The sequence below is a fragment of the Bacillus sp. PS95 genome (assembly GCF_037963565.1).
Taxonomy (GTDB): domain Bacteria; phylum Bacillota; class Bacilli; order Bacillales; family Bacillaceae; genus Bacillus; species Bacillus subtilis.
Genome location: NZ_CP150160.1, coordinates 2,413,078 through 2,437,578 on the forward strand (window position 1 = coordinate 2,413,078; position 24,501 = coordinate 2,437,578).

The window sequence follows — 24,501 nt, forward strand, 5'->3', positions numbered from 1 at the left end:
CGTGCAGATGTTTGCGTTTATTCTGCAAATTATTGCATGCCTTCATTTGCAAGGCCATATTTATCCATTTTGTAATATAAGTTCCGAATGCTGACACCGAGAGCTTTTGCTGTTTTTGTCCGGTTAAAATGATGCTTTTCAAGCGTTTGCTGGATCAAATGTGCTTCAAATTTTTCTACTGCGACAGACAGCTTTTCGCCTTCAATATCCGGAAAATCAAAAGCTGTTCCCTGGTCTGTGTCATTTTCTTTTTGCTCAAGTTCGAATACAGGCAAGTGATCTTTTTCAATCCATTCCATATGCGGATTCAGAAAAATCATGGCTCGTCCAAGGACATTTTCAAGCTCCCGGACATTCCCAGGCCAATGGTAGGCAGATAAGGCGCGCAAGGCTTGCTGTGAGAGCCCTTTTACATTCCTGCCGTAATCCCGGTTGATCTTTTGGATAAGTCTGACGCTCAGTGCTTCAATGTCCTCCAACCGCTGACGCAAAGGCGGGATGGAGATCGGATAGCGGTTGATCCGGTAATACAGGTCTTCCCGGAACGTTCCGTCCGCCATCGCCTTTTCAATATTTACATTTGTCGCCGCGATCACTCTGACGTTGACAGGGATCGCTTTCGTGCCGCCCACTCTGACGATTTCCTTTTCTTGAAGGACGCGCAGCAATTTGGCCTGCATATTTTGTGTCAGCTCACCGATTTCATCTAAGAAAATACTGCCGTTATTCGCTTCCTCAAATAAACCCTTTTTACCGCCGCGCTTCGCTCCTGAAAACGCGCCATCCTCATAGCCGAACAATTCTGATTCGAGCAGGTTTTCAGAAAGGGCTGCACAATTCACGCGAATAAATTTATTGTATTTCCGGTCACTTTCATTATGAATGGCATGGGCGAACAGTTCTTTTCCTGTTCCTGATTCCCCGCGCAGCAAGATGGTTGCCGGTGTTTTCGCACCGAGCTTCGCCTGCTCAAGCGCAACCAGCATTTGCTCGCTTTTGCCGATAATGTCGTCAAACGTGTATTTCGCTTCAAGCGTGCGAATAATTTGTCTGGCGCGATTAAGCTCCGCTGTCAGCATTTTAATTTCGGAAACATCGTGAATCACGCCGACGCTGCCTTTCAAAATCCCATCCACAATCACCGGTGCTACATTAACGATGACCTCTTTTTCATTCGTGCCGACCTTCATTCTGACACCGCGAACAGGACGTCTTGTTTCAAGCACCTTTAAATGCATGCTTTCGCCTTCGGAAATATCAGTGTTTGCAGGCTTGCCGATGACTTCTTTTTCAGAAAGCCCCGTCATTTTCGTATACGCTTTATTGATTAGCAGGCCGATGCCGCTTTCATCAACGACAGAAATCGCCTCATCGGAGGATTGAATAATTGCCTCCAGCATCGTACGGACCTGCTTTAAGTTGGTCACTTCCTCTGCCAGCTCGACCGCATCAGTGATATCTTTAAACACACAAAGAGCCCCGAGCAGACGTCCGCCTTCATCAATAATCGGCAGCCTTGTGGTCACAATTTGCAAATGATCACCTAACAGCTGCTTCTGGTTGTATTCAGGCACTCTTGTTTTTAAGATCCGCGGCATCTTAGTGCTCGGAATCACTTCTTTTATTGGGCGCCCAATGACTTCCTCACGTTTTTTCCCAACCATTTTTTCGGCCATATGGTTAAAGAGAATGATTTCTTCATTGATATCAATAAAAATCATTCCATCATGGGTCGAATTAAAAATTCTGTCATATTTATAGGTTTGCTCTTTTAGCATTTGAATCAGGTGCTGCTTTTCTTCCATCAGCTGAAAAACGATGTATGCCATTTTTCCCGGCATGACAATGGTATCTTCATGCTTTCTTTGAAGGAGCTCGTCAAACACGGCTTGATCGCCGGTGGTATGAATGACGATATCCGGTTTTTGTTGTATGTAAGGTTTCCAATCAGATGAAACGGCAACCCCATACTGTTCTGCTTCTTTCAATCCCGGCGCCTCGGGGTCTTTGTCAACTACGGCAATGATATCTATGATGGCTGTTTTAATCAGAATATGTAATAACGCCGTTCCCCTTTTGCCGGCACCTACTATCAGTACCTTTTGCATCCCGATACCCCTTTGTATGAAAAAATTTGCACACCTATTTATTCCGTTGCAATAATTTGCACAACCCTATGTTACCACGTTTTCTTCTCTTGACAAAATATTTTTTCCGCTGGACAATAAAGGAAATGAAAAGATAAAGGGGTTTTCTGAAGATGAGCCGACTTCTTGCGCTTTTAATATTAGTCATCCCCGGGGCTATTTCTGCTTTAGGCATTAAACTGATGAGAGATACACTTTTCGGCCATACAATCAAGCCATTTTCAGCTCTTTGGCTCCAAGGGTTGTCAGGATTCATCTTTTTTGCGATCGGCCTCTATGTGCTGGCCGGGTTCATTTTATACAGAGACAGAAAACGCAATCAAGTCAGCCCGCGATTCAGAAAACGATAGCTGCAAAAAAGCCGGAGAATGCTCCGGCTTTTTTTTGTTGCATTATTCGTCAGGCAAAACGGTCTTGGCAATCGTTTTGTCTAACGCTTCATAGTCATAATAAGAAATCGTATCGTACAGTTCTTTTCGTGTCTGCATATCATGAAGTCCTTCTTTTTGTGAGCCGTGCTCCTTTATCAAACCAAACATCCGCTCACAAGCTTTTGCCGCCGCTCGAAGCGAGGTGACAGGATATATCACCATGTGAAACCCCATATCTTCGAATTCATCGGCACGATAATATGGCGTTTTCCCAAATTCAGTCATATTCGCAAGGAGCGGAACGGAGATACGCTCAGCAAACTGGCGGAATTCATTCTCCGCCTGTAGCGCTTCCGGGAAAATTGCGTCCGCCCCCGCCTCAATGTAAGCCTCTGAACGTTTTATTGCGGCATCAAGCCCTTCCTGCGCCCTGGCATCAGTACGGGCAACAACAATAAGGGAGGGTGCCGTTTGTTTAATGGCTTTTATTTTTTGCGCCATTTCCTTGATCGGAACTAGCTGCTTGCCATTTAAATGTCCGCATTTTTTTGGGAGCTGCTGGTCTTCTATTTGAACGGCTGCTACCCTGGCTTCAAGCATTTCCCGGGCTGTTCGGGCGGCATTTAAGACACCGCCAAATCCCGTATCGATATCCACAAGCAGAGGCAGATCAGCTGCACGCACAAGATCTTTGGCCCGTTCAGCTATTTCTGCCGATGTGATGATCCCTAGATCAGGCAGCCCCCTGCTGGCTGTATAGGCAGCACCGGACAAATAAATAGCAGAAAAACCGGCTTCTTTCGCAAGCAAAGCGGCCATCCCGTCATGGGCGCCGGGAATTTGAAGAATGTCCGGTGCTGACATCAGCTTGCGGAAACGCCCGGCAAGCTCCTCTTGTGACGATTGCTTATTGACGATCCACGACATGAAACAAATCCCCCTTTTACATGCAGAACATGTCTACGAATTCATTTACGCGCATCGTTTGTAATGTCTCATAGCTGGTACAGCGCTCATAAATGTGTTTGTGCTGTTTATCAGGAAAATGGGTTTTGAGATTGTCAGAAAACTTTTCCAGCAGTTTCGGCACTGCTTCCTCTCTTCGAAAACGATGGCCGAGGGGAAACTCACATTCCACCATTTCCGTGCTCGTTCCGTCTTTAAAATGAACCTGAACGGCATTTGAGATGGAACGTTTATCAGGTTTTAAATAATCCTCGGTATATGTTTTATTTTCAGTCACTTCCATTTTATCACGAAGTTTATCTATTCTCGGATCACTCGCTGTTTCAGCTTCATAATGCTGTGCCGTGATATCACCAAAAAGCAAACCGATTGCTGTAATGTATTGGAGGCAGTGATCACGGTCTGCCGGATTGTGGAGCGGGCCTTTTTTATCAATGATTCGGATAGCGGATTCATGCGTTCTGATGACAACTCGGTCAATCTCATCAATCCGGTTCTTTACCTGCGGGTGAAGAATGACGGCGCACTCCGCCGCTGTCTGAGCGTGAAATTCCGCAGGATAAGACACTTTAAATAACACATTTTCCATGACATAAGCGTCGAGCGGACGGGCAAGCTTGATCTCTTTCTTATTGAATAAAACGTCTTGGAACCCCCAACCCGGTGCACTCAAGGCTGTCGGATAACCCATTTCCCCTTTTAACGACATCAGCGCCAAATGAACACCTCTGCTCGTTGCATCTCCTGCCGCCCATGATTTACGCGAGCCTGTATTTGGTGAATGGCGGTATGTCCTCAATGCTGCATTGTCAATCCATGCATTCGAAAGCGCATTTTTGATTTCTTCTCTTCCGCCGCCCAAAAGCTTTGCCGCAACAGCGGTTGTCGCAACTTTGACAAACAGCACATGGTCAAGGCCAACTCGATTTAAGCTGTTTTCTAACGCCAGCACACCTTGGATCTCGTGTGCTTTGATCATCATCTCAAGTACGTCGCGTACTGTTAACGGCTCTTTTCCTTCAGACAGCCTCACTCTTGATACATAATCAGCAGCGGCAAGGATTCCTCCCAAGTTATCGGATGGATGCCCCCACTCCGCCGCCAGCCACGTATCGTTGTAATCGAGCCAGCGAATCATGCAGCCGATATTAAACGCTGCCCTCACAGGATCGAGAACATATGACGTTCCCGGCACTTTGCTTCCATTGGGCACAGTCGTTCCTGGAACAATCGGGCCAAGCAGCTTTGCGCATTCCGGATACCGTAGCGCCAAGATCCCGCAGCCCAGGGTATCCAGCAATACATGCCCCGCTGTTGTATACGCTTCGGCACTTGTAATCTCTTTTTCAAGCACATAGTCTGTGATTTCTTCGATAACACGATCCGTTTTCGGCATTCTACCAGCTCCTTTCATGATTTTGTTTGATATCGCGGGCCCATGTAACTGACACGGGGACGGAAGAGCCGATTATTGGCATGCTGTTCGATCACATGGGCGCATAAACCGGACGTTCTTGCGCTGAAAAAGATCGGCGTATATAAAGGAATCGGTATGCCGAGCATCCAATACACTGGGGCAGCATAGTAATCCAAATTCGGGTAAAGCCCTTTTTCCTTCTCCATCAGCCGCTCACCCGCTTCGCACATCTCATATAAACGATGGTCACCGGCTTTATCGCATAATTGCTGCAGTGCCTCTTTCATCATGAGTGCTCTCGGGTCCATTTTTTTCATATACACCCGGTGGCCGAAGCCCATGATTTTTTCTTTTCTTTTCAGTTTTGTTTGCAGAAGCTGCTCAAAATCAGATGTCGTTTTTGCCTCCAAAAGCAAATACATCACAGCTTCGTTTGCTCCTCCGTGGAGATTCCCTTTCAGGGAAGCGACAGCCCCAGTCAAAGCCCCATAAAGATCTGAATGTGTAGATGCAATGACCCTGGCCGCAAAGGTTGAATTCGGCATCTCATGCTCACTGTACAGGACGAGCGACCGGTCAAAAATCTGTTCTTCCAATGCAGACGGCAATTTCCCTGTCATCATGTAGAGAAAATTCGCACTGTAGGATAGGGTTTGAAGCGGAAGAATCGGTTCTTTCTTATTAATGATCCTGTAGCTGGCAGCAGTGAGGGCAGGCATTTTCCCAAGAAGCTGATAGGCGCGTTCTTTGTTTGCGGAAGGAGACCGATCATCAATTTGCCGATCATAGCCAGCAAGTGCCGACAGGCCGGTACGCAGACTATCCATTGGATGAGTGTCCTCAGGGAGCAGCTCAAGCAGACGGAGATGATCAGCAGGCAGGCTTGAGGCACTGATTATTTTACGTTCCAGCGTCTCTATTTCACTTTCTTCTGGCAGCCTGCCCTCCAGCAATAAATGGACAAGCTCCAGATAGCTTTTTGTTTCAGAAAGTTCTATTAAATCATAGCCTCTTATCAAAATCTGGCTGGACTGCGTGTCAAGATAAGAAATATGAGTTTCTGCCGCAATCACACCGTCCAACCCTGGAGAATAATGCTGTTTCTCCTCCATATCCTCAACCTCCGTTTTTGCGTTTTTTGTCTATCAGGTTCCGCCAAGCAAATACTTGGAAATAATCAGTCTTTGAATCTCGTTCGTCCCTTCATAAATTTGCGTCACCTTTGCATCGCGAAGCAAGCGCTCAACTGGATAATCCTTCATATAGCCATATCCCCCATAAATTTGAACGGCGTCTAACGCCGCCTTTACGGCTGCATCGGAAGCAAATTGTTTAGCCATAGACGCTTCTTTTCCACAGTTTAGGCCGCGGTTATGAAGGTCTGCAGCGTGGTAGACAAGATGTCTTGCCGCCTCAGCTCTAGTCGCCATATCAGCCAGCTTAAATGAAATGGCTTGATTGGCTGCGATCGGCCTTCCAAATTGCACTCGCTGCTTCGCATAATCAACGGCATGCTCAAGAGCCGCCTCTGCAATTCCGAGTGCCTGTGCCGCAATGCCGATCCGGCCGACATTTAAATTCGCCATAGCAATGTGAAAGCCATCCCCCTCTTTGCCAAGCAAATTGGCTTCAGGCACTTCTGCATTATCAAAAATCAGTTCCGTAGTATTGGAGCCATAAAGCCCCAGCTTTCTTTCTTTTTTTCCAACGGTAAAACCGGGTGTGTTTTTTTCAACAATAAAAGCCGAAATCCCGTGCCTGCCTTGATCTGGAGCTGTTAAAGCAAATGTGATATAGATATCAGCTGCTCCGCCATTCGTTATGAATATTTTCGATCCGTTTAATAGATATTTGCCGTTCTTTTTGATTGCTGTTGTGCGGAGGCTCCCGGCATCCGACCCCGAGTGAGGCTCCGTTAGTGCAAATGCGCCCAAATGGTCTCCTGACGCGAGCTTTGGTATATATTTCATCTTCTGTTCTTCGTTGCCGAAATACAGAATCGGATTCGTGCCGACTGAGGTATGAACGGAGAGAATCACGCCGACAGCCGCGCTGATTCTAGAAATCTCATGAATCGCCAAAATATAAGAAACAACGTCTGCACCGACACCGCCGTACTGTTCCGGCACCGGTATTCCCATCAGGCCGTGTTTACCCATTTTTTTGATCAGCTGAAAGGGAAATTCGTCCGTTTTCTCCATGATTTCCGCAGCGGGAGCAATTTCTTTTCGTGCAAAATCACGCACCATTTTTCGCATCATGACTTGCTCTTGGGTTACATGCAACTCGGCCACCCCCGGATGGAATAGACTTCAGGAAGTCTTCTCCTCATAGTCATAAAAACCGCGTCCGCTCTTTTTGCCAAGCCAGCCTGCTTTGACATACTTGCGGAGCAGCGGGCAAGGACGGTATTTGGAATCGCCAAGGCCTGAGTGAAGGACTTCCATAATTGATAAACACGTATCCAGTCCGATAAAATCCGCTAATGCAAGCGGACCCATCGGATGATTCATGCCCAGCTTCATCACTTCATCTATTGCCTCCGGCTTCGCCACTCCCTCATACACGCAATAGATGGCTTCATTAATCATTGGAAGAAGCACACGGTTGGAAACAAACCCAGGAAAATCATTGACTTCTACCGCTGTTTTCCCCATCTTTTCCGCTAATGCCATAACATCTAAGGCCGTTTCTTCTGATGTAGCCAAGCCTCGAATCACTTCTACCAGCTTCATTACAGGGACGGGATTCATAAAATGCATGCCAATAACCCGTTGAGGCCGGTTTGTTACAGCAGCGATTTCTGTAATAGGCAAGGAAGATGTATTGCTGGCCAAAATCGTATGAGGCGGGCAAATGCGATCAAGTGTTTTAAACATCTCAGTTTTTGCCGCCATGTTTTCTGCGATAGCCTCAATCACAATGTCCGCATGCTCTGCCTCCTCAAGCGTTTGAGAAATCGAAATGCGGTTGATTACGCTCTTCACTTCCGTCTCGGTCCTTTTTCCTTTCTCAGCATCACGGGCCAGCTGTTTCTTCAGCCGTTTCAATCCTGCCTCCGCGGCCTCTGGATTCACATCATACATCCGCACATAAAAGCCCGCGTCGGCGGCTGTTTGAGCAATTCCGCTCCCCATCTGACCTGCGCCAGCTACCATGATTTGTTTGATTTCCATTCAAATCCCCTTTTTCATCATGTTTTAATGAACCTGCACTAAGACGGCGTCTCCCTGTGCTGCCCCGCTGCAAATAGCGGCAACGCCCAGACCCCCTCCCCGGCGCTTTAATTCATAAACAAGCGTCATGAGAATTCTCGCCCCGCTCGCGCCGATCGGGTGGCCGAGCGCGATCGCACCGCCATTCACATTTACTTTTTCAAGATCGAAACCTACGATTTTTTCACATGTCAAAACAACTGAAGCAAAAGCTTCATTTACTTCAAACAAGTCAATATCTTGGACAGTCAAACCGTTCTTTTTCAGGAGCTTGTTAATGGCAAACCCCGGCGCTGCCGCCAGCTCGTACGCTGGCATTCCCGTAGTTGAAAAACCAAGAATTGTAGCCAGAGGCCGTTTGCCAAGCTCAGCAGCTTTTTCCTCAGACATCAGCACGAACGCGCCGGCTCCGTCATTGACCCCGGGAGCATTGCCGGCTGTGATAGAACCGTCACTTGCAAAAATCGGAGCAAGTTTCGCGAGCTGATCCAGACTTGTGTCACGGCGAATCGCTTCATCTTTATCAACAACGTTTGGTTTTCCTTTTCGGCCGATCCAGTTGACGGGAACAATTTCATCCTGAAACTTCCCTTCATCGGCGGCCTTAGCTGCCCTTGCATGACTTCTCAACGCCCATTCGTCCTGCTCTCTTCGTGAGATTGTATATTCCTTGGCCGCTGTATTTCCGTGAACAGCCATGTGCACCTCGTCAAATGCGCACGTTAATCCGTCATACACCATTAAGTCCCTAAGCTCGCCGTCCCCCATCCGTGCTCCCCAGCGCCCGGCGGGAACGGCATACGGAATATTGCTCATGCTTTCCATCCCCCCCGCAACAAGTATGTCCGCATCCTGCGCCCGAATCATTTGATCACATAAAGTGACAGCGCGAAGGCCGGAAGCACAGACTTTATTCAGTGTTTCTGACGGCACACTCCAAGGCATTCCCGCCAGACGGGCAGCTTGACGGGAAGGTATCTGCCCTGAGCCGGCCTGGACAACCATGCCCATGACGTTTCCTTCTACATCATCTCCAGAGACTCCAGCCCGTTGCAGCGCCTCCTTCATCACAATGCCCCCAAGCTCAGCAGCTTTCACCTCTTTCAATACTCCGCCAAATTTGCCAAATGGCGTTCTTGCAGCACTTACAATGACTGTTTTCCTCATGGTTTCACCTCATTCAGAAGATAGACAGCGCTTACAATTTCTAGTTGTCTTCTATGAATGTATGCTTTGAAACGGGCATGAATGAATGAAAAAAGAAGGCTGCGTCAAACAGCCTCCTTCTAACAACTATTCATTTTTCAGCAATGCTGAAGCCTTTTCTGGAAAGTCGGTAAACATGCCGTCTGCTCCCGCTTCAATGAGACGCTTCATATCTTCCGGACGATTAACTGTATACGGCCTTACCTTAATCGAACTGTTCCTCATTTTCTTCAGCACTTCATCTGTGACCCCTGGGCTGTTTAGCTTCGGGTGATAGCCGGAAGCCGGAATAGACGCGATATATCGATCTGCCTGATAAAGCACATCTGAAGTTAATACTGCACGGTCGATATGCGGTGCAAGCCGGGCGCATAGCGCCAAGCTGTCATGATTAAACGTGGATAGGATGACTCTGTCCTCTACATTAAATCGCTTCACTGCCTCCAGCACTTTTTCTTCCATTCCCTCATAGCGGATCACGCTGTTTTTTAATTCAATGTTGATGAGAAAATCCTTTTTTACCGCCCACGAGAGCACATCTTCTAGCAGCGGCACTTTTATATCGCTGTACGCTTGATCGTGACCAGCGGCCGCATTCGCAGTCTTTACCTCATCATAGGCTGTATCCTTCACGAATCCTTTAAGTGATGTCGTGCGATTAAGTCTTTCATCATGAATTACAACAATGCGTCCGTCTTTCGTCAGCTGTACATCAAGCTCTATCCCATCCGCTCCGGCTTCAATTCCTTTTTCAAATGCAAGCATTGTATTTTCGGGAAATTGACCTGATGCCCCCCGGTGGGCAAAAATCTTTGTCATCGTTTCACCTCAAACCCTAAAGTTTTCTCCATTATACTTATTTTGTCGGCTCCACTCTAGGATTAAGGCTGTATCAATCTACTGATCATAATAAGAATCAATGCCGTTGACAATCGCATCTGCGGCCTTTTGCTGGTATTCTTCACTTCCCAGCTTGTCCGCGTCAGAGCTGTTCGTGATAAACCCAAGCTCCGCCAACACACTTGGCATTTGTGAATATGTAATGACGTAAAAGTCTGATTCTTTCACGCCCCTGTCTCTCGTTTGTAAGGAAGAAACGAGCTCTGACTGAATATCGGATGCGAGACGCCGGCTGTTCTCCCCTTCATAATCAGATTGAAAATACGTTTCTGTTCCTGAAGCTGAAGCAACCCCTGAATTCACATGAATGCTGACAAAAAGGTCAGCCTGATTGGCACTTGCCTTAGCCACTCTTTCCTCCAAGGTCAGAAAATGATCGTCAGACCGGGATGCAACAGGATTGGCTCCCTCCTCTTTTAGTTTGTCTGTCACATGCTCTGAGACAGCCAAATTAATATCCTTTTCAAAGAGCCCGTTTCCGACCGCTCCACTATCTTCACCGCCGTGTCCGGCATCAATATACACTGTTTTCCCTTCTATCGGCTCTGCTGCCTGTGCACAAGGCGCGAGCGTCAAAGCCAATCCGCACAGCGCCAAGCTCCTCCATAACATTCTCAACTTACTCCCTCCGGTCACGAGTTCTTTCGCAGCTGAATATCTTCCAGCTGTAAAGTTCCATTATCCTTCTTTGTATATTTCACCAGGACATGTGTCTGATCTGGCAGTGATTCACATTCATCACGTTTATCCTTCGGAACTTGTATCATGGTTTCTTCTCCATTAAGAGAAACCGCAATCGTATGAGGATCAGCCGAGCCAATGTATTTTCCCTCTTCGGTAAACCTTGGCACTGAGTCATCCGCACTTGCAACACTGCACCCCGAAAGAAAGAGCGCAGTAAACAGCAAAAGAACCGTTTGTTTCACATGACCACCTCTTCCTGATGTTTGGCTTTTATCTTTGACCAGAATGGCGAATTTGTAAAGACAACGCGAATGCAGGCGAGCAAGTTCCATGATTTTCAAAAGGGCTATACGACCCGATCATTTCCTGTTGTTAGAAAGATAACGAGCAGATTTGTCTATGAGGATGGCTCTAATTGAGGCGCCAATTAGAAAAAATTAGCGGAAAGAAGCAACTTTTTATTCATTTTAAAAAATTTGAGAATAGGGTGAGCAAATCGTTTGACGGGTGGGTCAGCCAAGCGTAACCTTTTAAAGGATATTTACTTTATTGAAAGAAGTTAAAGCCATGAAAAAATTCGTTCTGCTGCTGGCGGCAGCTGTCATCACATGCTCCATCGGCCACCAAATCAGCGGCGGCTACAAAGGCCCCGAAAAAGAGCGGCGAAAACATCACTCTGCACTCAAGATATTCAGTCGGTAAAGCAGATCAATTGCATTAATTTTTACATATAGGCTAGAATATGTGCGAATCCAAACGAAAGAAGATGATCAAATGAATCCTAAGTATAAGCCACTTTTTGAACCATTTACGTTTAAAAGCGGCGTTACAATCGACAACCGGATCGCAGTAGCACCGATGACTCATTACGCTTCTAATGAAGACGGTACAATATCTGAAGCGGAGCTCGACTACATCATCCCCCGTTCAAAAGAGATGGGAATGGTGATTACAGCCTGCGCAAATGTTACACCGGACGGAAAAGCATTCCCCGGGCAGCCGGCCATCCATGACGATTCCAACATTCCAGGTTTAAAAAAGTTAGCACAAGCCATTCAGGCACAAGGCGCTAAAGCTGTTGTACAAATTCATCACGGCGGTATTGAGTGCCCGTCTGAGCTCGTTCCTCAACAGGATGTTGTGGGGCCAAGTGACGTGTTTGATAAAGGCAAACAAATTGCTCGCGCATTAAAAGAAGAAGAAGTGGAAAACATTGTGAAGGCGTTTGGAGAAGCGACAAGACGCGCCATTGAAGCCGGCTTTGACGGTGTCGAAATTCACGGTGCAAACGGCTACTTAATTCAGCAGTTTTATTCTCCGAAAACCAACCAGCGCACGGATCGCTGGGGAGGAAGCGATGAAAAACGATTAGCCTTCCCGCTCGCTATTGTCGATGAAGTGAAAAAAGCCGCTTCAGAACATGCGAAGGGTGCGTTCTTAGTCGGATACCGCCTGTCTCCGGAAGAACCTGAGACACCGGGATTGACAATGACTGAAACTTATACGCTTGTTGATGCTTTAGGAGATAAAGAATTGGATTATCTTCATGTCTCACTGATGGACGTGAACTCAAAAGCGCGCCGCGGTGCAGATCCGACTCGCACACGCATGGACTTATTGAATGAACGTGTCGGAAACAAAGTGCCGCTGATCGCCGTCGGTTCCATCCATTCCGCTGATGACGCGCTTGCCGTCATCGAAAACGGTATTCCGCTGGTCGCTATGGGACGCGAAATTCTAGTTGACCCTGACTGGACGGTAAAAGTAAAAGAAGGCCGTGAAAAGCAAATCGAAACAGTGATTAAAGGCACAGATAAAGAAAAATATCATTTGCCTGAACCGCTATGGCAAGCAATTGTGAACACGCCAGGCTGGGTGCCTTATAAAGATTAATGTGCAAAGACTGCCGAAACGATTCGGCAGTCTTTTTTCCCTTTATATAAATAGTTTGTGTACACATCTAAACAGCAAAAGAAAGAGCTCCCCGCCAACTTCGAAAAGAAAATCCAGGAAAAACCCCTCACGCTTTCTTGCTTTTTTCTTTTTCATTCGTACGTCTCCTTTTTACATGAATACGCCTTACTTACGATTTTGCAGGAGAAAGGTTTCATTTTATAACGGACACATCTAGGGTCGATCATGCTCGTGATCCTATAAGATGTATGAATGGACCAAGAGTGCAGGTAATACCGCCATTTGCTTTCCTTACTTTTCAAACCCATCCTTTACTATATGCGGATACTTAATATTCTTCTCCCATACTAACAAATGTCCCCAAAACAAAACGCCTCCTATTTATCAGCGCAAACTAATAAATAAAAGACGTTTGATTTAATGACCACTTAATAAGCTCATGTTTAAGAAGCCTTATGCTCTAACCTCAGCTTATCCGCAACCATTGCAATGAACTCCGAATTTGTCGGTTTAGCTTTTGTCATGCTGACAGTGTAACCGAACAACGAGGAAATGGAATCAATGTTTCCTCTGCTCCATGCCACTTCAATTGCATGGCGGATCGCTCTTTCTACACGGCTTGCGGTTGTGTTAAATTTTTTGGCGATGTCCGGATAGAGGACTTTTGTAATGCTGCCGAGCAATTCGATGTCATTGTATACCATTGAGATTGCTTCGCGCAGATAGAGATAGCCTTTAATATGGGCTGGGACGCCGATTTCATGGATAATGCTTGTGATGCTCGCGTCGAGATTTTTCTTCTTTGGTTCAGGCTGGCTGCTGCGTATAATACTGCTTTGCGATGATGGCGCACGATGCGTCACACTGCTGGCATTTCCGCTGACCTGGCGGATATGACCGACAAGGTTTTCCATATCAAACGGTTTGAGAATAAAGTAGGACGCGCCTAAATCGACGGCCTTTTTTGTGACATCTTCCTGCCCAAAGGCTGTCAGCATAATGACATTCGGCTGTTTTTTCAGATCTGATTCCCTCAGCCTCTCTAAAACCGCAAGTCCGTCTAAATGCGGCATTATAATATCTAATACGAGCACATCGGGATCTTTTTCTTTAAACAGCGACAGGCATTCCTGTCCGTTATAAGCAACGCCGATCACTTCCATGTCTTCCTGTCCTTCTATATATTCACTTAACAGGCTTACCAGCTCTCGATTATCATCAGCAACACAAACTTTAATTTTCTCCACGTTTCTTCCTCCCCAAATGTAGTTAACAGGATTCACCCTTGCTACATGTTTACATTCGACAAAACCGCTATATACCCTCTAAAAAAATCATAATCACCAATATTAGTGGCATATCTTTGTTATTCTATGTTTTTCTCTGTTTTTCGACTAAAAATGAAATTTGACAAACAAGGAAACGTGAATTTGTCGAAAAATCTTCTTTTGTATATTTTACCGTATGTATTCTGAGAAGTGAAGAGGGATCAAAATAAAAAAACTGCCGGAAACTCCGGCAGTCAGCTTGCTTTTTCTTTTCCATAAATATCGATTCCTGCTTCTGACAGCATCCATTCAATATGAACACCGTAGCCGCTTGTCGGGTCATTTACAAATACATGGGTGACAGCACCGATCACTTTTCCATTTTGAATAATCGGGCTTCCGCTCATCCCCTGGACGATGCCTCCTGTTTCTTTCAACAGCCTTGGATCGGTAATTTTCAACACCATTCCTTTTGTCGCAGGGAATTTTTGCGGCGTTGTGCTGACGATTTCAATATCGAATTTTTCTACTTTGTCATCATCAATAACGGTTAAAATTTCAGCCGGCCCTTTTTTGACTTCGGTAGAAAACGCAACCGGCAATGCTTGATCTGATATGTTGTTTTGAATCGGCTGATGCAGCGTGCCAAAAATTCCAAATGGGCTATTTCTGTTAATATCCCCGATCGTTTTGCGTTCTGAGGAAAATCGCGCCAGTTTTTCTCCCGGATTACCGCCTGTCCCTTTTTCAATTGATGTTACAGTGGATTTAACAATTTCTCCATTCTCCACTACAATTGGTTTCTTTGTATCCATATCGGAAATCACGTGGCCAAGTGCTCCGTATTTTTTTGTTTTCGGTTCATAAAAGGTCATAGTGCCGATGCCGGCAGCAGAATCTCTGATATATAACCCGATTCTGTATTTGCCTTCTCCTTCATCCTTTTCTGGAATCAGCTTCGTTTTGATTTTCTGTTTATCACGTTTGATCAGTAAATCTAAAGATTCACCAGTTTTCCCAGCCTTTTGAATAAATGGGGCTACATCATTCATTTTTTCAATTTTCTGTCCATTCATCTCAATAATAATGTCGCCCGCTTCAATTCCTGCCGTTTCTCCCGGAGATTTTTTGCCTTCACTTGTATTGATTTGATGAAATCCGACGACAAGAACACCGACGGAATGAAGTTTTACACCGATTGATTGTCCGCCAGGTATAACTTTTAAATCAGGAAGAACATGCACTTTTGTTTTTTTAATTGGAAATCCGGCAAGATCATATACCAATTCTGACTCACCTGATTTTTTGCCCGTCACCTTGATTTCATGCGGATCTTTCTTTACTGTAAACGCTTCTGAGGATTCTGATGTCTGAGCGTTTACCGATAAACTCGTTTCAATCGCTTGTGTTTGGGTTTCAAATACTCTCATTTGCGTTGGAATCAGTAAATATTCTTTTAGCGGTTTGCATAAACCTACACTTAATAACGAAACAAGGAGAATTAAACCTACTGCTTTTCTGATATTATCGGGCATTCACTACTTCACTCTCCTCGCTCCTATCCCACACCTTCTTTATGACTTGCTGCTACATCATTTAATTTTGCCTTCTGACGGCTTATTTATAACTGTCATATGAAGAAAAACATTGGATATACTGATGAACGAATGGATGTAAACAAAAAAATAAGCTGCGCTTTTCGCGCAGCTTACCCAGTTGTTTTGACTTGATCCGCTTGTTTTAAAAGTTCTTTCGCATGGCGTTTCGTTAAATCGGTTACTTCGACACCTGCAATCATGCGCCCGATTTCCGCTACCTTTTCCTGCTTAGACAGTGGCTTGACACGTGTCGTCGTTCTACCGTCTTTTAACTCCTTCGCAATATAAAGATGCGTATCGGCCATGGCAGCCACCTGAGGCAGGTGTGTAATGCACAGCACTTGTGAACCTATTGACACCTTATGGATCTTCTCAGCGATTGCCTGTGCGACCCTGCCGCTTACACCGGTATCAACCTCATCAAAAATGATCGATGTCACATCCTGTTGTGAGGAGAAAATGCTTTTTATGGCAAGCATCACCCGTGACAGCTCTCCACCTGAAGCGACTTTCGAAAGGGATTTTAGCGGCTCGCCTGTATTGGTTGAAATTAAAAACTTCACCAGGTCAATCCCTTGTTCAGTCAGCTGAACGGGCTGGCCGTTTACAAGCGGCGCCTCTTCATTGCGTGACGCTGTTCTGACCTTAAATTCCGTATCAAAAGTTGATTTTTCCATGTACAGGCTTTTTAATTCCCGATGAATCTCATCAGCCAGCTTTTTCGCCCATGTTTTTCGGATTTGTGACACATTTGCCGCTTCCACTGCGACATCTTTGCCGACGGAGTCAAGCTCCTTTTTCAAGCTTTGAAGGTGGCTGTCCCTGTTTTCAATTTGGTCAATCTCTTCTTCAATTTTAGAAGCATATTCCAAAATGTCTTCAACAGTGGCACCGTATTTTCGTTTCAGCTGTTTGATTTCATTAAGTCGCGTCTCAATATAGTTCAGGCGTTCCGGATCAAATTCAAGCTCATCCAGCATATTTCTCATCTGAAATGTGGCATCCTCAAGCAAATAGTAGGAGTTCGAAACACTTTCAGACATTTTTTTCAGCGGTTCGTTTATATCAGATATATCTTCAAGCTGCGCTGATGCCATTCCAACCCAGTCCAATCCGCCCTGCTCACTGCGAAGCGCGTTATATGCATTTTGCAGCGACTCATATATCTTCTCAAAGTTTGAAATTTGCTGGCGCTCTTCTTGGAGCTGTTCATCTTCGTTAAGCTCAAGCTTTGCCGATTCGATTTCTTCGAGCTGAAATTGAATAAGATCAAGACGATGGGCCATTTCCTGTTCGCTTTCAGAAAGCTGCTTAAGCTTTTTGAGCAGCTTCATATACCGCTGGTACCCTTCCTGATACGTTTTAAGCGCGCTTTCCACTTCGGCCCCGGCAAACTTGTCCAAAAGCTGGAGATGATTTTCGTCTTCCATTAACAGCTGGTTATCGTGCTGCCCGTGAATATCTAATAAAAGCCTGCCGATCTCTCTTAGCGAAGCAATCGTGACAAGCTTGCCATTGACACGGCAAACGCTTTTCCCGCTCGTGCTGATATCCCTTCTCATGACGATCATTTCGTCTGAAACGTCGATTCCCTGCTCAGCGCATACGCCTAAAACAGGATGGCCGCTCTCCAACAGAAACAGCCCTTCAAGTTCGGCTTTTGCTTCCCCATATCTAACAAATTCAGATGATCCGCGGCCTCCGACTAAAAGAGAAATGGCATCTATGATGATGGATTTGCCGGCTCCGGTTTCTCCTGTTAAAACCGTAAGCCCGCGTTCAAAAGAAACCGTCAGTTCCTCAATAATGGCAAAGTTTTTAATCGATAGTTCAGCTAACAAACAGCATTACACCTCTTATCTTTGTTAGATTTTCTGTTACAGCAGTTCAAGGAGCCTGTTTTTTACGCCTTCTGTATCTTCAGGAGTCCGGCAAATAATTAAAATCGTATCATCTCCGCAAATGGTCCCCATCATTTCATCCCAGTCCAAATTGTCCATCAGCGCCCCGATTGCCTGGGCATTGCCCGGCATCGTTTTCAGCACAATCATATGGCTTGCTGAGTCTATTTTCACAAATGCGTCCATCAATGCCCGCTTTAGCTTTGACAGCGGATTGAAACGCTGGTCCGCCGGAAGACTGTATTTGTAAGAACCATTATTCGTAGGCACTTTCACAAGGTGAAGTTCTTTAATATCCCGTGATACCGTGGCCTGCGTTACTTTGTATCCATCCTGCTTTAGCATGTCGACCAATTCATCCTGCGTTTCGATTTCATTGCTTGTAATGATCTCTCTGATTTTAATATGCCTCTGGCCTTTGTTCATGTAAGCACCTCTATTTCCAAGCTTATCTGTTCTTTTATGTTATATGATTCTCTGCACATTGTACATGAATGCAGAAAAAAGGAATAATAGCGCCCTATTATTCCGGTACATCTGCTTTTTTTTCTTTTAACGTCTTATGTGCTTCTTCTACAACGCGCATGATCTCTTCTTCCGGCAGCTCCTGGCCTTCCTGTCCCTCTCCCGGCCAATGCAAATGAAGGAGAAACTCAATATTTCCGTCTCCTCCGGTGATTGGAGAAAATGACAAGCCTTTACAGATATAGCCTTCAGCGGCAGAAAAACTGATCATTCGCTTGAGCACATCAGCATGCACTTTAGAATCTCTGACAATCCCTTTTTTGCCGACGGATTCCCGTCCCGCTTCAAACTGAGGCTTAACTAGAGCCATGCAGTCGCTGCCCGGAACGAGCAAAGTCCTTAGGACAGGCAGGATGAGCCTCAGTGAAATAAAGGACACATCAATTGTGGCAAACTCCGGCATGCCCTTTGTAAAGTCTGCCGGTGTTGCATAACGAAAGTTCGTCCGTTCCATCACGACGACCCGTTCATCCTGTCTAAGCTTCCATGCAAGCTGATTATAGCCTACATCCACAGCGTATGACTGTTTAGCTCCATTTTGCAAAGCGCAGTCCGTAAAACCGCCGGTGGAGGAGCCAATATCAATCATAATTTTATCTTTGACAGAGACGGGAAATTCCTTCAACGCTTTTTCGAGCTTTAAGCCGCCCCTGCTCACATACCTCAGCGGGTTTCCTTTGACGGTTAACGGAAGGTCGCGGTCAATTTTTTCTCCAGGCTTGTCCAAGCGGTTTTCGTTTGAATAGACGATCCCCGCCATAATGGCTCTTTTGGCTTTTTCACGCGTTTCCGCCAGCCCTCTTTCCACTAATAATACATCTAATCGTTCTTTCTTTGACGTCATGATCCAATTCCTTTGTGTGTCTTTGGCGGCATCAGTAATCTAATACGATTTGCCACCTGCTGTTTTGTCAGTCCAATTTCCTCAAGAAGCGCTGTTACACTTCCGTGTTCAATAAACCGATCAGGTATACCCATTCTGTCAATCGGAGTATGATATTCACCTTGATCATGAGCGAATTCTAAAATCGAGCTTCCGAAACCGCCTTCTAAGACCGCTTCTTCAATTGTTAAAATTGGCAAGCCTTCTTTTAGGATACTCTTCATCATCTTTTCATCAATCGGCTTAATAAAACGCGCATTCACAACGCGCACGGAAAGGCCTTCTTTCTGCAGCTCATCGGCTGCTTCAATCGCCATTTCGATTGTTGTGCCGAATGTTAAGATGACAGCATCGTTCCCCGGACGCAGCACCTCCCACGTACCGATCGGAATCGTTTTCAACTGTTCATCCATTTTTACGCCGAGTCCGTTTCCGCGCGGAAAACGCATCGCTATCGGGCCTTCGTCATAGCTAAGTGCTGTATGAACCATGTGCTGGCCTTCATTTTCGTCTTTCGGCATCATTAAGACCATGTTTGGAATGTGGCGCATAAACGCAATATCAAACACGCCTTGATGTGTCTCTCCATCAGCGCCAACGAGTCCTGCACGGTCAATTCCAATAAACACATTGGCGTTTTGGCGGCAGATGTCATGGACAACTTGGTCATATGCCCTTTGCAGGAAGGTTGAGTAAATCGCCAAAAACGGCTTCATACCCTGCATTGCCATAGCTGCCGCCATCGTTGCGGCATGCTGTTCTGCAATTCCTACGTCGAACATCCGGTCAGGGAATTCCTTTGCGAAACCTTCAAGCTTTGAACCGACAGGCATAGCCGGCGTAATGGCTACAATGCGTCCGTCCTCGCGCGCCATTCGCTGCACAGTTCCGCTGACAAGGCCGCTCCACGAAGGAGCTGCGGCTTTCGGCTTTACAAAGTCACCGGTATTAATTTTATATGGTCCGGTACCATGCCATGTCCCAATCGTATCGGTCTCAGCCGGTTTGTACCCCTTTCCTTTTTTCGTGATGACGTGCAGAAGAACAGGGCCTTTTGTTTTTTTGGCGTATTGAAGATTCTCAATCAGCTCATGATAAGAATGGCCGTCCACTGGGCCCAAATACGTAAAACCGAGCTCCTCGAAAAACATTCCGGAGACGAGCATGTATTTCAGGCTGTCTTTGACCCGTTCCGCCGTGGCGGCAAGCTTGCCCCCAACTGCCGGAATCTTTTTAAATAAGTATTCAAGCTCATCTTTAACCCACTGGTATTTCCCCGCAGTACGGAGCCGTCCGAGCATAGAGTGAATGGCACCGACATTTGGCGCAATACTCATTTCATTATCATTAAGGATGACAATCATGTCTTTTTTCTCGTCGCCGATGTGGTTAAGGGCTTCGAGCGCCATTCCGCCAGTCAGCGCGCCGTCACCAATGATCGGAATAATATATTCATCCGTTCCTTTAATATCACGGGCAGCTGCCATTCCCATCGCGCCTGACAGAGAAGTCGAGCTGTGCCCGGTTTCCCAAACATCGTGCTCGCTTTCACTCCGCTTTGGAAATCCGCAAAGCCCTTTGTACTGGCGAAGCGTCGCAAATTCTTTTCCCCGTCCTGTCAGCAGCTTATGGACATACGACTGATGGCCTACATCCCATAAAAATTTGTCTTTCGGGCTGTTAAATTCCTTATGCAGGGCAACAGTAAGCTCTACGACACCTAAGTTTGGGCCGATGTGGCCGCCGGAAGCGGATAAACTTGTAATTAAAAACTGACGGATTTCATCACTTAATTTCTCTAATTCATCAATGGACATGTTTTTTAAAAACGACGGGTCCTGTATTGATAAAAGATCCAAAGCGGATCAACTCACTTTCAGCATGAATTTCTGCAATGATACATGTCTTTTGCATGCCGAGCTGACAATAATCTCAGACATAAAAAAAGACAAACGCGCTTTTCCTTTTCATTTTTCATATAAACTGCTTACATTTTACCATATCTCGTGCAGCCGCTTCAAATTAGGATCGTTTTAGTGATCTCTTGCCGCAATTAAATCACATAGCTCATATAAAAGGTCTTTTTGAAGAGAGAGTCCGCCGATCAATCGCTTCGCCTCTTTTATATGAACATCCAATTTATGTTTGGCCCCTTCCAATGAAAGAAGTGACGGGTATGTCGATTTGTCATTTGTGGTATCCGAGCCGACACGTTTGCCGATTTTCTCTTCACTGCCTTCTAAATCTAAAATATCGTCTCTGATTTGAAATCCGATTCCAATGTGGCTGCTGAAGGTACGCAGTGTTTCAATTTCTTCCTCAGGCGCATCAGCCAAAATAGCACCGGCGATTACACAAAAGCCAAGAAGCTTGGCAGTTTTCCGTTCATGAATGGATTCGAGCTCTTCAAGCGTGACTTGTCGGTTTTCCGCTTCCATATCAGCTACTTGCCCCCCGACCATGCCTTCGGTGCCTGCCGCTGAAATCAGTTCATTCACAAGCCGCAGGCGCTTTTCTGCTGACACCTCGTCTGACACGTGGGAGGTAATCAGCTTAAAGCTTTCTGTGAGTAGCCCGTCACCCGCTAATACTGCCGTCGCTTCACCAAACACTTTATGGTTTGTCGGCTTCCCGCGGCGCAAATCGTCATCATCCATGCATGGAAGATCATCATGAATTAACGAATACGTGTGAATCATTTCGACAGCACAGCCCACCGGAATGCCGTCTTTTTCGCTTTTTCCATATGCATTTAAAACAGCCAGTACAATCAGAGGCCGCAACCGCTTTCCGCCGGCCTGTAGAGAATACAGCATAGATTTCTTTAATGAGTCCGGCATATCAAGCTTTTCTGTATAGACAGAAAGCTGATTTTCAATTGTTTTTTTCCGGTCCGCCAGAAAGCTCGTTAATTTATTTGTCACCTTCGTCTTCCTCCTGAACACTGAAAGGTGCCAGTTCGCCGTCTTCTTTTAAAATGAAGTCCATTTGCTTTTCGACTTTTTGCAGCTTTTCATGGCACATTTTTGACAGAGCCATGCCTTCTTGGAAATAGTTAATGGCTTGCTCTAGAGGCACATCTCCCTCTTCAAGCTTTGATACAATGCTCTCAAGCCCTTTCATCGCTTCTTCAAATGTCATGTTTTCATTTTTTTTCACGTCTGTCATTTTTCTTCCCCTCTCTTTTCTAATACTTCACAGGTCAGCACGCCATCCTTCAGCTTGACTTCAAGCTGGTCCTGCTCTTCTATTTGACTGACACTTTTAATGAGTTTATCTTCTTTATAAGCCAAGCTGTATCCTCTTTCCATCACTTGAAGAGGACTTAGTGCATTCAGCTTGCCAAGAACGGTTTGAAATTGGGAATGCAGCTGCTTCATTTGGATATTCATATTTTTTCTCAGCTGATTTGTTTGTTCCTGGTATCGTGTTCTCGCTTGTTTCAGCTGTTCATGAGGATGCAGTGCCTCTAATCTGTACGTTTCACGCTCCAGCTGTCTGCTTTTCCGATCTAAAAGAGCGGTCAGCTGTGCTTGAAACTGCTGGTACGCGAGGTCAAACTGCTGCTCTTTTTGCGCATACAAACGCTTTGGAAAACGAAAGGCATAGGACGATTGCAGCGTTTGAATCCGTTCTTTTTTCTGGCCGAGGTGCTGCTGCATCGCTCTTGTCATTCTGACTTCCGCTGTTTTTGTGCGTTCGATTAAATCAGTGGTATGAGGCACAGCAATCTCAGCTGCTCCTGTCGGCGTCGCGGCTCTGATATCGGCGACAAAATCACTGATCGTAAAATCCGTCTCATGTCCGACTGCCGATATAATCGGAATATTGGAAGCAAAGATGGCGCGTGCTACAATTTCTTCATTGAATGCCCACAGTTCTTCTATCGAACCGCCGCCTCTCCCGACAATTAATACGTCGCAAATCTCTTTTTCATTTGCCTCTTCAATGCGCGTAACGATGGATCTGCTCGCATTTTCACCTTGTACGAGCGCTGGAAGAACAATGACTTTTACAAGGGGATATCTTCTTTTTAGAGTTGTAATAACGTCTCTGACAGCGGCACCCGTTGGAGATGTCACAACCCCGATTGTGGCTGGAAATGCGGGGATTTGTTTTTTGTAGCGGTCGTCAAATAAACCTTCTCCGGCAAGCTTCTTTTTTAATTCTTCGTACGCTAAATAAAGCGCTCCAACCCCGTCAGGCTGCATTTCTTTGGCATATAATTGATAGTTTCCGCTCGGTTCATATACGGAAATTCCGCCTCTGACCAGCACTTTCATTCCGTTTTCAGGTTTAAAAGGCAGACGCTCGCTTTGTCTCGCGAACATCACCGACTGCATTCTTGCGTTTTCGTCTTTTAAAGTGAAATAAATATGCCCTCGTGTGTGTATCTTTACATTCGACAATTCGCCTTTAATCCAAATATTTTCAAGGTGAGGATCTACATCGAATTTTCGTTTTATATACTTTGTCAGCGCTGAGACGGTCACATACGCTGCTTCACCCATGTCTAAAAACTCCTCTCCTAAGCATTCCTGCACCATAACTAAAGAAAACCCGCCCTGGCTTTAGGAGCCTGAAGAAGCGGGTATCGTGCTCATATTCAAGGCGGGTAAACATTTCGCCTGTGAATATCTCCAATTATCTATGATAACGTACGTTTCGCAGATTTAACAGTATTATGCGCAAGCATCGTGATGGTCATCGGACCTACTCCGCCCGGAACCGGCGTGATGAAGGACGCTTTTTCCTTTGCCCCTTCAAATTCAACGTCTCCGCAAAGCTTTCCGTTTTCCAGACGGTTAACGCCGACGTCAATGACAACAGCGCCCTCTTTGATCTGGTCTGCACTGATGAAGTTGGCTCTGCCGACTGCCACCACCAGGATGTCCGCTTTTTTCGTATGTTCAGTAATATTTTCTGTTCTTGAATGACAGTAAGTAACCGTCGCGTTTTCATTTAATAAAAGCTGGCCGACAGGTTTGCCGACAATGTTGCTTCGACCGACTACAACAACCTCTTTACCGGAAAGGTCAATATTGGTTTTCTTCAAAAGCTCAACAATTCCATGAGGCGTGCAAGGAAGAAACGTATCTTCGCCAAGCAGCATTTTCCCTACGTTTAACGGATGAAAACCGTCTACATCTTTATCAGGAGAGATACGTTCGATCACCGCTTTTTCAGAAATATGGTCTGGGAGCGGAAGCTGAACGAGAATGCCATGAAACTCAGGGTCTTGGTTATATTGATCAATAATGGAAAGCAGTTCAGCTTCTGTGAGGCTGCTGTCAAATTGATCGAGCTTGAAATTCATTCCCATTGTTTCTGCCGCTTTTTTCTTTCCTCGCACGTAAGAGTGAGAAGCAGGATCATCTCCAATCAAAATAACCGCCAGTCCGGGAGTGACGCCTTGCTTTTTAAGCTCTTCTACCTCTTTTGCCAATTGTTCGCGTTTTTCTCTAGCCGTTTCTTTTCCGTCGATGATTGTTGCAGTCATTTTCTT

Annotated in this window: 23 protein-coding genes; 3 read left to right on the forward strand and 20 right to left on the reverse strand. The window is 45.8% G+C overall.

What is annotated here, in order from left to right; genetic code table 11:
• Positions 1–29 precede the first annotated feature (29 nt).
• Positions 30–2,108 carry a sigma 54-interacting transcriptional regulator gene (locus NSQ12_RS12370; RefSeq protein WP_339174832.1) on the reverse strand — a complete coding sequence of 693 codons (2,079 nt, stop codon included), beginning with the start codon at positions 2,106–2,108 and terminating at the stop codon, positions 30–32.
• 152 nt (positions 2,109–2,260) lie between these two features.
• Between NSQ12_RS12370 and NSQ12_RS12375 the strand changes: the two genes are divergently transcribed.
• Positions 2,261–2,497, forward strand: a complete 237-nt coding sequence (locus NSQ12_RS12375; RefSeq protein ID WP_003230304.1) for a DUF2627 domain-containing protein — start codon at positions 2,261–2,263, stop codon at positions 2,495–2,497.
• A 42-nt stretch (positions 2,498–2,539) separates the two neighbouring features.
• Here NSQ12_RS12375 and prpB read toward each other — a convergent pair whose 3' ends face one another.
• The 9 genes from prpB to NSQ12_RS12420 form a co-directional block, all read right to left on the reverse strand.
• On the reverse strand, positions 2,540–3,445 hold the full coding sequence (prpB, locus tag NSQ12_RS12380) for a methylisocitrate lyase (RefSeq protein WP_163259858.1): 906 nt from the start codon (positions 3,443–3,445) through the stop codon (positions 2,540–2,542).
• Positions 3,446–3,461: 16 nt separating this feature from the next.
• The gene (locus tag NSQ12_RS12385; protein ID WP_080333419.1) at positions 3,462–4,880 is read right to left on the reverse strand and encodes a bifunctional 2-methylcitrate dehydratase/aconitate hydratase; all 1,419 of its coding nucleotides are present in this window, start codon (positions 4,878–4,880) and stop codon (positions 3,462–3,464) included.
• Positions 4,881–4,894: 14 nt separating this feature from the next.
• Complete coding sequence (gene mmgD / locus NSQ12_RS12390) at positions 4,895–6,013, reverse strand: citrate synthase (protein WP_339174835.1); 1,119 nt, start codon at positions 6,011–6,013, stop codon at positions 4,895–4,897.
• 33 nt (positions 6,014–6,046) lie between these two features.
• Positions 6,047–7,186 carry an acyl-CoA dehydrogenase gene (locus tag NSQ12_RS12395; RefSeq protein ID WP_212058860.1) on the reverse strand — a complete coding sequence of 380 codons (1,140 nt, stop codon included), beginning with the start codon at positions 7,184–7,186 and terminating at the stop codon, positions 6,047–6,049.
• Positions 7,187–7,213: 27 nt separating this feature from the next.
• The gene (locus tag NSQ12_RS12400; RefSeq protein WP_003230294.1) at positions 7,214–8,077 is read right to left on the reverse strand and encodes a 3-hydroxybutyryl-CoA dehydrogenase; all 864 of its coding nucleotides are present in this window, start codon (positions 8,075–8,077) and stop codon (positions 7,214–7,216) included.
• Between the two features lie 24 nt (positions 8,078–8,101).
• A complete protein-coding gene (locus tag NSQ12_RS12405) occupies positions 8,102–9,283 on the reverse strand; it encodes an acetyl-CoA C-acetyltransferase (protein ID WP_339174837.1) in 1,182 nt (393 codons plus the stop codon).
• Between the two features lie 126 nt (positions 9,284–9,409).
• Positions 9,410–10,141: a glycerophosphodiester phosphodiesterase gene (locus NSQ12_RS12410; protein ID WP_038429286.1), complete on the reverse strand. Its 732-nt coding sequence runs from the start codon at positions 10,139–10,141 to the stop codon at positions 9,410–9,412.
• 78 nt (positions 10,142–10,219) lie between these two features.
• Positions 10,220–10,840 carry an N-acetylmuramoyl-L-alanine amidase gene (locus NSQ12_RS12415; RefSeq protein ID WP_072173938.1) on the reverse strand — a complete coding sequence of 207 codons (621 nt, stop codon included), beginning with the start codon at positions 10,838–10,840 and terminating at the stop codon, positions 10,220–10,222.
• Positions 10,841–10,854: 14 nt separating this feature from the next.
• A complete protein-coding gene (locus NSQ12_RS12420) occupies positions 10,855–11,148 on the reverse strand; it encodes a lipoprotein (RefSeq protein ID WP_003230284.1) in 294 nt (97 codons plus the stop codon).
• 307 nt (positions 11,149–11,455) lie between these two features.
• On the opposite strand from NSQ12_RS12420, the gene NSQ12_RS12425 reads away from it, so the two are divergent.
• Positions 11,456–11,608 carry a hypothetical protein gene (locus NSQ12_RS12425; RefSeq protein WP_014480226.1) on the forward strand — a complete coding sequence of 51 codons (153 nt, stop codon included), beginning with the start codon at positions 11,456–11,458 and terminating at the stop codon, positions 11,606–11,608.
• Positions 11,609–11,680: 72 nt separating this feature from the next.
• The gene (locus NSQ12_RS12430) at positions 11,681–12,799 is read left to right on the forward strand and encodes an NADH-dependent flavin oxidoreductase (protein ID WP_128993136.1); all 1,119 of its coding nucleotides are present in this window, start codon (positions 11,681–11,683) and stop codon (positions 12,797–12,799) included.
• A gap of 464 nt (positions 12,800–13,263) precedes the next feature.
• Here the strand turns inward: NSQ12_RS12430 and spo0A are convergent, their stop codons facing one another.
• The 10 genes from spo0A to folD form a co-directional block, all read right to left on the reverse strand.
• Positions 13,264–14,067 (reverse strand): sporulation transcription factor Spo0A, encoded by an 804-nt coding sequence (spo0A, locus tag NSQ12_RS12435; protein WP_003226427.1) that lies wholly within the window; start codon positions 14,065–14,067, stop codon positions 13,264–13,266.
• A 275-nt stretch (positions 14,068–14,342) separates the two neighbouring features.
• Positions 14,343–15,623, reverse strand: coding sequence for a SpoIVB peptidase (gene spoIVB, locus NSQ12_RS12440; RefSeq protein WP_004398697.1), 1,281 nt, complete (start codon positions 15,621–15,623; stop codon positions 14,343–14,345).
• 173 nt (positions 15,624–15,796) lie between these two features.
• Positions 15,797–17,527 carry a DNA repair protein RecN gene (gene recN / locus NSQ12_RS12445; protein WP_029317928.1) on the reverse strand — a complete coding sequence of 577 codons (1,731 nt, stop codon included), beginning with the start codon at positions 17,525–17,527 and terminating at the stop codon, positions 15,797–15,799.
• Positions 17,528–17,563: 36 nt separating this feature from the next.
• The gene (argR, locus tag NSQ12_RS12450; RefSeq protein WP_003230265.1) at positions 17,564–18,013 is read right to left on the reverse strand and encodes an arginine repressor ArgR; all 450 of its coding nucleotides are present in this window, start codon (positions 18,011–18,013) and stop codon (positions 17,564–17,566) included.
• A gap of 97 nt (positions 18,014–18,110) precedes the next feature.
• Entirely contained in the window at positions 18,111–18,956 is an 846-nt protein-coding gene (locus tag NSQ12_RS12455) for a TlyA family RNA methyltransferase (protein ID WP_160245701.1), read from the reverse strand.
• Positions 18,953–20,854: a 1-deoxy-D-xylulose-5-phosphate synthase gene (gene dxs, locus NSQ12_RS12460; RefSeq protein WP_160245702.1), complete on the reverse strand. Its 1,902-nt coding sequence runs from the start codon at positions 20,852–20,854 to the stop codon at positions 18,953–18,955. Before dxs ends, NSQ12_RS12455 begins: the two co-directional genes overlap by 4 nt.
• A gap of 174 nt (positions 20,855–21,028) precedes the next feature.
• Positions 21,029–21,919, reverse strand: a complete 891-nt coding sequence (locus tag NSQ12_RS12465; RefSeq protein WP_106073557.1) for a polyprenyl synthetase family protein — start codon at positions 21,917–21,919, stop codon at positions 21,029–21,031.
• A complete protein-coding gene (locus NSQ12_RS12470; RefSeq protein ID WP_003226409.1) occupies positions 21,909–22,163 on the reverse strand; it encodes an exodeoxyribonuclease VII small subunit in 255 nt (84 codons plus the stop codon). Before NSQ12_RS12470 ends, NSQ12_RS12465 begins: the two co-directional genes overlap by 11 nt.
• On the reverse strand, positions 22,160–23,506 hold the full coding sequence (xseA, locus tag NSQ12_RS12475; RefSeq protein WP_198878640.1) for an exodeoxyribonuclease VII large subunit: 1,347 nt from the start codon (positions 23,504–23,506) through the stop codon (positions 22,160–22,162). Before xseA ends, NSQ12_RS12470 begins: the two co-directional genes overlap by 4 nt.
• A 137-nt stretch (positions 23,507–23,643) precedes the next feature.
• Positions 23,644–24,495 (reverse strand): bifunctional methylenetetrahydrofolate dehydrogenase/methenyltetrahydrofolate cyclohydrolase FolD, encoded by an 852-nt coding sequence (gene folD / locus NSQ12_RS12480; RefSeq protein WP_003230259.1) that lies wholly within the window; start codon positions 24,493–24,495, stop codon positions 23,644–23,646.
• Positions 24,496–24,501 lie beyond the last annotated feature (6 nt).